Source organism: Ideonella sp. (assembly GCF_035254525.1).
In the GTDB taxonomy this organism is placed as follows: Bacteria; Pseudomonadota; Gammaproteobacteria; order Burkholderiales; family Burkholderiaceae_C; genus Ideonella.
The window spans coordinates 78,494-87,673 of the sequence record NZ_DATFAN010000141.1; the positions used below are offsets into that span (position 1 = coordinate 78,494).

The 9,180-nt window shown below is 69.4% G+C and carries 9 protein-coding genes; 3 read left to right on the forward strand and 6 right to left on the reverse strand.

The window, feature by feature from the left end:
- Nucleotides 1–20: 20 nt before the first annotated feature.
- The 3 genes from VJ693_RS14475 to VJ693_RS14485 form a co-directional block, all read right to left on the reverse strand.
- On the reverse strand, nt 21–254 hold the full coding sequence (locus tag VJ693_RS14475; protein WP_324155178.1) for a Fis family transcriptional regulator: 234 nt from the start codon (nt 252–254) through the stop codon (nt 21–23).
- Nucleotides 255–300: 46 nt separating this feature from the next.
- Nucleotides 301–1,344 carry a tRNA dihydrouridine synthase DusB gene (dusB, locus tag VJ693_RS14480; protein WP_324155194.1) on the reverse strand — a complete coding sequence of 348 codons (1,044 nt, stop codon included), beginning with the start codon at nt 1,342–1,344 and terminating at the stop codon, nt 301–303.
- Between the two features lie 97 nt (nt 1,345–1,441).
- Nucleotides 1,442–2,299, reverse strand: a complete 858-nt coding sequence (locus VJ693_RS14485; RefSeq protein WP_324155179.1) for a substrate-binding periplasmic protein — start codon at nt 2,297–2,299, stop codon at nt 1,442–1,444.
- Between the two features lie 79 nt (nt 2,300–2,378).
- Here VJ693_RS14485 and VJ693_RS14490 point away from each other — a divergent pair, with 79 nt between their 5' ends.
- Together VJ693_RS14490 and VJ693_RS14495 are read left to right on the forward strand one after the other, a co-directional pair.
- Nucleotides 2,379–2,879, forward strand: coding sequence for a YqaA family protein (locus tag VJ693_RS14490; protein WP_324155181.1), 501 nt, complete (start codon nt 2,379–2,381; stop codon nt 2,877–2,879).
- A 206-nt stretch (nt 2,880–3,085) separates the two neighbouring features.
- Entirely contained in the window at nt 3,086–4,579 is a 1,494-nt protein-coding gene (locus VJ693_RS14495) for a carboxypeptidase M32 (RefSeq protein ID WP_324155182.1), read from the forward strand.
- Here the strand turns inward: VJ693_RS14495 and VJ693_RS14500 are convergent.
- Both VJ693_RS14500 and VJ693_RS14505 read right to left on the reverse strand, forming a co-directional pair.
- Nucleotides 4,567–5,865, reverse strand: a complete 1,299-nt coding sequence (locus tag VJ693_RS14500; RefSeq protein WP_324155183.1) for a patatin-like phospholipase family protein — start codon at nt 5,863–5,865, stop codon at nt 4,567–4,569. The genes VJ693_RS14495 and VJ693_RS14500 overlap by 13 nt on opposite strands.
- A 47-nt stretch (nt 5,866–5,912) precedes the next feature.
- Nucleotides 5,913–6,524 (reverse strand): phasin family protein, encoded by a 612-nt coding sequence (locus VJ693_RS14505; RefSeq protein WP_324155185.1) that lies wholly within the window; start codon nt 6,522–6,524, stop codon nt 5,913–5,915.
- Nucleotides 6,525–6,717: 193 nt separating this feature from the next.
- On the opposite strand from VJ693_RS14505, the gene VJ693_RS14510 reads away from it, so the two are divergent.
- A complete protein-coding gene (locus VJ693_RS14510; protein ID WP_324155186.1) occupies nt 6,718–8,715 on the forward strand; it encodes an SDR family oxidoreductase in 1,998 nt (665 codons plus the stop codon).
- Between the two features lie 75 nt (nt 8,716–8,790).
- On the opposite strand, the gene VJ693_RS14515 is transcribed toward VJ693_RS14510, so the two are convergent.
- On the reverse strand, nt 8,791–9,180 hold a 390-nt coding region (locus tag VJ693_RS14515; RefSeq protein WP_324155188.1), incomplete at its 5' end, for a transposase.

A 9,180-nucleotide genomic window follows, 5' to 3' on the forward strand; every position in this document is an offset into this window, starting at 1 on the left:
ACCGGAAGGGAGCGTGGGGGTCAGATCAATTTGTGCTCGACGAGCTTGCGGCGCAGCGTGTTGCGGTTGATGCCCAGCCACTCGGCGGCCTTGCTCTGGTTGCCGTCGGCCTGGCGCATGACGACGTCGAGCAGTGGCCGCTCGACGGTCAGCATGACCATGTCGTGCAGCGAGTGGGGCTCGGTGCCATCGAGGTCCTTGAAATACTGCGTCAGCGTCTCCCGGACGCAGTCTTCGATGTTCTTTCGGCTCATGACAATGAAAAGGCCCGCCTCGCGGCGGGCTCCTGCGGTTCGTTGCTCAGGCGAGCAGCGCGATCTGGTCCTGGTTGGCGGCGTGGACATCGGCCACGGGCAGGCGCTCGTGGGCGTCGGCCAGGTGGTCGAAGAAAGTGGTCACCGCGCGCAGCTGCGCCGCGGCGTCGTCGAGGGTGTTCATCACGGCGCGGAAGGCTTCACCGCCGGGCAGCGCACGCACCGCCCAGCCGATGTGCTTGCGTGCGCTGCGCACGCCGCTTTCCTCGCCGTACAGGCTGTAGTGGTCGGCCAGGTGCTCGGTCAGCCAGCGCTGCACGTCGCGCGTGGCCGGTGGGCTCGGGCGCACGCCGTGCCGCAGGTAGTGGGCGATCTCGTTGAAGATCCACGGCCGGCCTTGCGCGGCGCGGCCGATCATCACCGCATCCGCGCCGGTCTGGCGCAGCACCTCGGCCGCGCGCTCGGGCGAATCGATGTCGCCGTTGGCGACCAACGGGATGCGCAGTGCGGCCTTGATCGCGGCCACCGTGTCGTGTTCGGCCTGGCCGCCGTAGCCTTGCTCGCGCGTGCGGCCGTGCACGGTGACCAGGGCGATGCCGGCGCTTTCGGCGGCGCGCGCCAGCGCCAGCGCGTTGCGCTCGGCGGCGCACCAGCCGGTGCGCATCTTCAGCGTGACTGGCACGCCGCGCGGCGCGCAGGCCGCGATGACCGCCTCGATGATGGCCAGCGCGCCGGCCTCGTCGCGCATCAGCGCGGAGCCGGCCCACTTGTTGCACACCTTCTTGGCCGGGCAGCCCATGTTGATGTCGATGATCTGCGCGCCGCGGTCGATGTTGTAGGCGGCGGCCTCGGCCATCATGGCCGCGTCGGTGCCGGCGATTTGCACCGCGATCGGGCCCGGCTCGCCCGCGTGGTTCGCGCGGCGCGAGGTCTTCAGCGACTGCCACAGGTCCTTGCGCGAGGTCACCATCTCGCTGACCGCGTAGCCCGCGCCGAGCCGCTTGCACAGCTGCCGGAACGGCCGGTCGGTCACCCCGGCCATCGGCGCGACGAACAGGTTGTTCGCCAGCGCGTACGGGCCGATGTGCAGCGGGTGGAGGCGGGCCGGGGAAGACATGCAGTGCTCAAAAAGGAGGCAGGATTCTACCGGGCCGTGGTGGGCGCCGGCCGCCAGCCCGATACCCCAGCTAGGACTTGCCCGTCTGCTTGCGCCAGAGCTGGATGGCGCGGTCGACGAAGCCGGCCATCACCGATTTGTCGCGGCCGAGCTTGTACAGCGCGCGGGCGAGGCGGCCGCGCAGCTCCGGCGTGTTGCAGGCCGAGCGGTGCGACAGCGTCAGGTACAGGTTCTCGCGCGCCACCGGCTCGCCGAGCATCTTCACATCGGTGATGCTGCGCCGCGCGAGAAAGGCCTGGCCGGGGCTGTCTTCGTAGACGAGGTAGTCGGCACGCCGGTTCTGCACGATCTGGATCGCCTGCTCCAGGCTCGCGACCTGGTTGATGTGCAGCCTGTCCTTCGCGTAGCGGTCGAACTCCTCGCCGAAGCTGTTGTTGATCACCGTCACACCCTGCAGGCCGACGAGATCGGGCCAGCGGCGGAACTTCAGCGCACGATTGTCGCCGCGCGTCCAGAGCACCGAGCGCGTCTCGTGGAACGCGGGATGGAAGTAGTCCATGTACTCGGTGCGCGGCAGCGTGAAGAAGGCGCCGGCGATCAGGTCGAGGTGGCCCAGCCGCGTCTCCTCCTGCACGCGGCCCCAGGGCCCGCTGTACTGCACGTCGATCGGGATGCCGATCTCCTTGGCCAGCCACTGCATCAGCTCGGCGTTCGCACCGATCAGCTTGTTCTCGTTGTCCGGGTCGCGCCACAGGTAGGGCGGGTACTCCGGGTTGCCGGAGGCTGCGAGCTGCGTGCAGCCTTCGGCCGCCGAAGCCGGCGGCGTGGCCAGCCCCAGGCCGAGCATGCTGGCGAACGCCAGACCGGCGATGCGTCGTGCGTGTCTTCGTGCGCATCGTCGCGCGCGTGCGGCGGTGGTGGTGAGCATGCGGCCTCCCGGGGCGTCTTGGCGCGAATGTGCCCGCCGGCGCGATGCTGCGCCACGGGGCCTTCCATAATGCGTTGGCATGGAAGGTGGGATTGTGTCCTGGGTCAACGGCCTGTTGGCCGTGTTGACGTTGCCGAACGTGGGCCTGCCCGCGGTGTTCTTGGTGGCCATCATCTCGGCCACGCTGTTGCCACTGGGCTCCGAGTTCGCGGTGATCGGCCTGGTCAAGCTCGACGCCACGTTGTTCTGGCCCGCCGTGCTCGTGGCTACCGTGGGCAACACGATCGGCGGTGCGATCACCTGGTGGATGGGCTACGGCGCCGAGCGCGCCTACGAGAAGATCCGCCATCACCCGCCGCACGAGGCACGCGCGCTGCAGTGGCTGCAGCGTTTCGGTGCGAAGGCCTGCCTGCTGAGCTGGCTGCCGGCGGTGGGCGACCCGCTGTGCGCGGTGGCCGGCTGGCTGAAGCTGCCGTTCTGGCCCTGCGTGGCCTACATGGCGGTCGGCAAGTTCGCGCGCTACGTCTCGATGACCGCAGCCTTGCTGTGGTGGTTCCCGGGCCAGTTCAACAGCTTGTGAGCGGGCCCGGGGCGTCCGCGCCCTGGATCGTCGAGGCGAAGCCGCTGCCCGGGCGTTGACGGCTCCAGCCGAAGCGCAGCGCTCGCGCCATCCCCCTTCAGGGGGGGGCAGCGCCGCGCGGCGCGCCGAGCGTTGCCGTCACAATCACCCTACAACCTTCTCCTGGAGACAACCGGTGACCGCCACCGCGGGCACCGGCACCGCCGATGCAAACCGCCAACCCGCAGTACGACTCGCTGACGCGTCGCTTCACCCGGATCCACCGATTCGGGCACCTGTTGAACATCGCCCAATGGGACCAGCAGGCCAACATGCCGCCGCGCGGCAACGAGGCCCGCGCTGAGGCCCTGGCCGAGATGTCGGCGCTGGTGCACCGGTTGCGAACCGACGCCGGCCTGGGCGCCGAGCTCGCCGCGGCCGAGGCCGAGGCGCTGGACGACGCCCAGCGCGCCAACCTGCGCGAGATGCGCCGGCAGTGGGATGGCGCCACCGCGCTGCCCGAAGCGCTGGTCGAGCGGCGCTCGCTGGCCACTTCCCGCTGCGAGCACGCCTGGCGCAGCCAGCGACCCGCCAACGACTGGGCGGGCTTCCTGCCCAACCTGAAGGAGGTGCTGGCGGTCAGCCGTGAATGCGGGCAGCGCCTGGCCGATCGCTCGGGCCTGACGCCGTACGACGCGCTGATGGACCAGTACGAGCCCGGCATGACGACCGCCAAGGTCAGGCAGGTGTTCGGCGAGGTGCGACGGTGGCTGCCCGACCTGATCCGCCGCGTGGTCGACAAACAGGCCCGCGAGGTCGTCCTGCCGCCGCACGGCCCCTTCGACCTCGCGGCGCAGCGTGCGCTGTGCGAACGCGTGATGCACCTGCTGCAGTTCGATTTCTCGGCCGGCCGTCTCGATGTCAGTGCCCACCCGTTTTCGGGCGGCGTGCCCGAGGATGTCCGGCTGACGACGCGTTTTCGCGAGGACGATTTCCTGCAGAGCCTGATGGGCACGGTCCACGAGACCGGCCACGGCCGCTACGAGCAGAACCTGCCGCGCGACCTGCTCGGCCAGCCCGTGGCCGAGGCGCGCTCGATGGCGCTGCACGAGAGCCAGAGCCTGTCCTTCGAGATGCAGCTGGGCGGGCATCCGGGCTTCGCGCGCCTGCTGTCGCCGCTGCTGGTCGAGGCCTTCGGTGACCAGGCGGCCTTCATGCCGGGCAACCTGAACCGCCTGCTGACGCGCGTGACGCCCGGCTTCATCCGCGTCGATGCCGACGAGGTGACCTACCCGGCGCACGTGATGATGCGCTTCGACATCGAGCGCGCGCTGATCGAAGGCGAGGTCGAGGCCGAAGACATCCCCGCATTGTGGGACGCGGCCATGATGGAGCTGCTGGGCATCGACACCCGCGGCAACTACACCGACGGGCCGATGCAGGACGTGCATTGGGCCGAGGGCCTGTTCGGCTACTTCCCCTGCTATTCGCTGGGGGCGATGTACGCCGCGCAGTGGTTCGCGGCGATGCGCCGTGCCATACCGGACCTGGACGTACGCATCAACGATGGCGAGTTGGGCGTGATGTTCGACTGGCTGGCCGAGCACATCTGGCGCCAGGGCAGCCGCTGGACCACCGACGAGCTGTCCGCACGCGTCAGCGGCGAGGCGCTGAACCCGGCGCACTTCCGGGCTCACCTGGAGAGGCGCTACCTGGGCTGAGCCCGCCGCTCGACCAGCGTGGGCGAGATCTCGCGCAGCCGCGCCTCGAGCTGATCCAGCACCTGGTGCGTGCGCTCGGCCAGGTCGCTGCCCGAGCGGCGCAGCGCCAGCTTGGGCAGCAGGCGGCGTTCGCGGAACAGCAGGTCCAGGTCCAGCGGCACGCCGTGCTCGGCGAACACCGGCGCCAGCTCGCCGCAGCGATTGCGCAGAAGGCGGCGCGTCTGCTGGTAGGCGTGCTCGGCCAGCTCGCGGCGCAGCGTGTAGCTGAAGGTGCCGGCGCGGAACAGCGCCGGGTCGTGGTGGTCGGGCTCGAGCAGCACGATGTCGCACTCGGGGTGGCTGATGCCGTAGCCCTTCATGCCCAGCTCGAGCCGCGAATGAATGAGTGTGCGGAAGGTCTGGCTCATCACCGCCGGCAGCCCGGCCGCGGCCAGGTGCGGGATGCGCCCCTCGTGGGCCGTCGGCCGCGGGCCGCTGCGCTCGCCTTCGGCCGGTTCGTCCAGCCGGTGCGAGGCATCGAAGGGCACCAGCGGGTTCAGGCAGATCAGCAGATCCTGCCCCTGGTCGAGGACGACCGAGGCGTGCATCGTCTTCTTCAGCGCGCCGTCCACATAGTGCCGCCCGCCGATCGACACCGGCGGGTACAGCCCCGGCAGCGCGGCGCTGGCGATGATCGCGCGGGCGATCGGCGTGTCGTCCCAGCCCGGCTGGCCGAAGGGCGCGGCTTCGCCGGTGTCGAGGTCGGTCGCCACGACGACGAGGCGGCGGCGCAGCTGGCGGAAGTCATTGGTGCGGCCCGGCACGGCGAACACGCGCTCGAGCTGCGCCTGCATGCCGTGGTTGTCGAACAGGCCGGTCGGCAGCGCACCGCCGAGCTGGCCAAGGGCATTGATCGGCGGCAGGTCGCCGGCCAGCACCTGCCAGCCCATCTGCGCGAGCAGGCCCGGCAGGCGGGCGAAGCGCCGGCGGTATTCGCCCCAGGCCGGCCGGGTGAACAGGCGCGGGTCGATCAGGTCGTCGGCGCCGCCGTCGCTCTCGATGAAGGCGGCGCACATCTGGCGCGGCGTCATGCCGTTGGCCAGGCCGGCGGCGATGAAGGCGCCGGCCGAGACGCCGACGTAGGCGTTCAGCGTCGTGAAGTCCAGGCTCGGCAGCGCCTCTTCGAGGGCGCACAGGGCGCCGATCTCGTGGATTGCGCCGAGCGGGCCACCGCCGGCAAGCGCCAGCGCGACCCTCGGTGAGGTCGACGGGGGGCTCGGTTCGGCGGGGCGGCGGGTGGAACTCAACGCGCAGTGGTCTCAGGCGGCGGCACTCGGCCACCGCCGACAGGGCTTCAGGCGGCCCCGCCCTCGGCGGACTTCGCAGCCGCCTTCTTCGCGGCGGCCTTGCGCGGTGCCGCGGCCTTCTTCGCCGGGGCGGCCTTCCTGGCGACGGGCCTCTTGGCGCCGTTGCCCGTGGGCGCGGCCTTGGTGGCCTTGGCCGGGGCCTTGGCGGCCTTGGCCGGCGCAGCCACCTTGCCGCCGAGCTTGGCGACGGCACCGGCCAGCGCATCGACGCGGGCGGTCAGCGCGGCCACGTCCTTCGCGGTCGGCACGCCGAGCTTGCCCAGCGCCTTGGCGGTGCGGGCCTCGAAGATCGACTCCAGCTTGTCCCACGAGGCGCCGGCCTTGTTGGTGACCTCGCCGGCCATCGCGCTCATCTTGCCGGTGACTTCACCGATGCGCTCCTCGGCCACGGCCTGGGTCTTGCGCTGCAGGCTCACGCCTTCCTTGACGAGGGCCTCGAACACCTTGCTGCCTTCTTCCTGGGCCTTGGAGAACGCGCCCATGCCGGCCAGCCAGATCTGCTGGGCCGAGGCCTTCACCGCACCGGCGAGCTGGCTGTCCAGCAGGCCCGCGGGGGAGCTGGCTTTTTGCTCGGCCATCTTCTTGAGCTTCTTGACCATGGTGTTCCTCTTTCCTTGCGTACAGGGTTGGCGACAGTGTCTGCGGGACAGTGTAGGAGCGGGTTTTCGAGGCGGCATCCTAAAACGCTAGGTGAGCGCGCCTATCTCGGGTAAGCGCGAAACGAGGCCCGTGGCGGGGCGGGCCAAAATCGGCGCGGCTCTTACCCATCCAATTCGTACCTCAGGAGGCCCCATGCAGTATTTCGTCACCGGCGCGACCGGCTTCATCGGCAAACGCCTCGTCAAGAAGCTGCTCGCCCGTCGCGGCTCCACGGTGTACTTCCTGGTACGCCCCGGCAGCGAGGACAAGGTGGCCGGCCTCCTCGAGCACTGGGGCGTGTCGAAGGCCCGCGCCATCGCCGTCAGCGGTGACCTGACCGAGAAGAAGCTCGGCGTCGCGAGCGACGTGATCAAGCAGCTCAAGGGCCAGATCGACGCGGTCTACCACCTGGCCGCGGTCTACGACCTGAAGGCCGACGAGGAAAGCCAGGTGCGCGTGAACGTCGAGGGCACGCGCAACGTCGTCGAGTTCGCGAAGGCGATCGACGCCGGCCACCTGCACCACGTCAGCTCGATCGCCGCGGCCGGCCTGTACGAAGGCGTGTTCCGCGAGGACATGTTCGAGGACGCCGAAGGGCTGGAGCACCCGTACTTCATGACCAAGCACGAGTCCGAGAAGATCGTGCGCAAGGAATGCAAGGTGCCGTGGACGGTCTACCGCCCGGCCATGGTCGTCGGCGACTCGCACACCGGCGAGATGGACAAGATCGACGGCCCCTACTACTTCTTCAAGCTGATCCAGCGCATGCGCCAGCTGCTGCCGCCGTGGATGCCGGCGGTGGGGCTGGAAGGCGGGCGCATCAACATCGTGCCGGTCGACTTCGTCGTCGATGCGCTGGACTACATCAGCCACTCGAAGGCGGCGGTGAAGGGAAAATGCTTCCACCTCGTCGACCCGGTGGGCTACCGCGTCGGCGACGTGCTGGGCATCTTCGCCAAGGCGGCCCACGCGCCGAAGATGAACCTGTTCGTCAACGCCGCGCTGCTGGGCTTCATCCCGAAGAGCGTGAAGAAGGGGCTGCTGGCGATCGCGCCGGTGCGCCGCGTGCGCCATGCGGTGATGAAGGACCTTGGCCTGCCCGAGGACATCCTGACCTTCGTGAACTACCCGACCCGCTTCGATTGCCGCGAGACGCTGGCCGCGCTGAAGGGCTCGGGCATCGAGTGCCCCAAGCTCGACGACTACGCCTGGCGGCTGTGGGATTACTGGGAGCGCCATCTCGACCCGGATCTACTGATCGACCGTTCACTTCGCGGCACGGTGGGCGGCAAGGTGGTGCTGGTGACCGGCGGCTCGTCGGGCATCGGCCTGGCAGCGGCGATCAAGTTCGCCGAAGCCGGCGCGATCACCGTGATCTGCGCGCGCGACGAGGTCAAGCTGAAGGAGGCCGAGGCCGAGATCCGCAGCAAGGCTGGCAAGGACGCGCAGGTGCACACCTTCTCGGCCGACATCGCCAACGAGCAGAGCTGCAACGAGCTGGTGGCCTGGCTGACCGAGACCTTCGGCGGCGTCGACTTCCTGATCAACAACGCCGGCCGCTCGATCCGCCGCGCGATCGAGAACAGCTACGACCGTTTCCACGACTTCGAGCGCACGATGCAGCTCAACTACTTCGGCTGCCTGCGCGTGACGATGGGCCTGCTGCCCGGCATGGTGGCAAAGCGCCGCGGCCACGTCGTGAACATCAGCTCGATCGGCGTGCTGACGAATGCGCCGCGCTTCTCGGCCTACGTGGCCAGCAAGGCGGCGCTGGACGCCTGGACCCGCTGTGCCTCCAGCGAGTTCGCCGACCAGGGCGTCAGCTTCACGACGATCAACATGCCGCTGGTGCGCACGCCGATGATCGCGCCGACCAAGATCTACAACAACGTGCCGACGCTGGCGCCCGAGGAGGCGGCCGACATGATCGCCCAGGCCTGCGTCTACAAGCCAGTGCGCATCGCCACGCGGCTGGGCATCACCGGCCAGATTCTGCATGCGCTCGTGCCGCGCGTCGCGCAGATCGCGATGAACACCAGCTTCCGCATGTTCCCGGATTCGGACGCCGCCAAGGGCGAGAAGGGCGGCAAGCCGCAGCTTTCACCCGAGGCGGTCGCCCTCCAGCAAATGATGCGCGGAATCCACTTTTGACCCCCACGCCCCCTTCCGGGGGCTGCCCCCCGAGGGGGCTCGCGCAGCGGACCGGCGAAGGTTCTATGGTTTTCGTCAAGCGGCGGCCGTTAACTTTTCGGGGTCGAATGGCTTGCCGCTGGACCAGACGGCAAACGCCACGCGCAGCAGCTTTCTTGCCAAGACCACCAGGGCTTCAGTTGTAGTCAAGCCGCGGCTGCGAAGCTGCCTGTAGAGCGGGCTGAACACCTTGCTGTGAGAAGCCGACATGGCCGCCAGGTACATCTGGCGGCGCAGGTCGGGCGATCCGCGCTTGGACAGCCTTCTTTTGCCTCGACTGCGCCCCGAATCGTTGGGCCGCGGGTCCAGCCCGCTGAAGGCCACCAAGGCATCAGCGTTGGCAAAGTGCAGCCGCGTCAGCAAGCTGCACAGCAGTGCGCTGGCTTGCGCGCCCACACCGGTGATGGTCAGCAGTTGCCGCTGCGC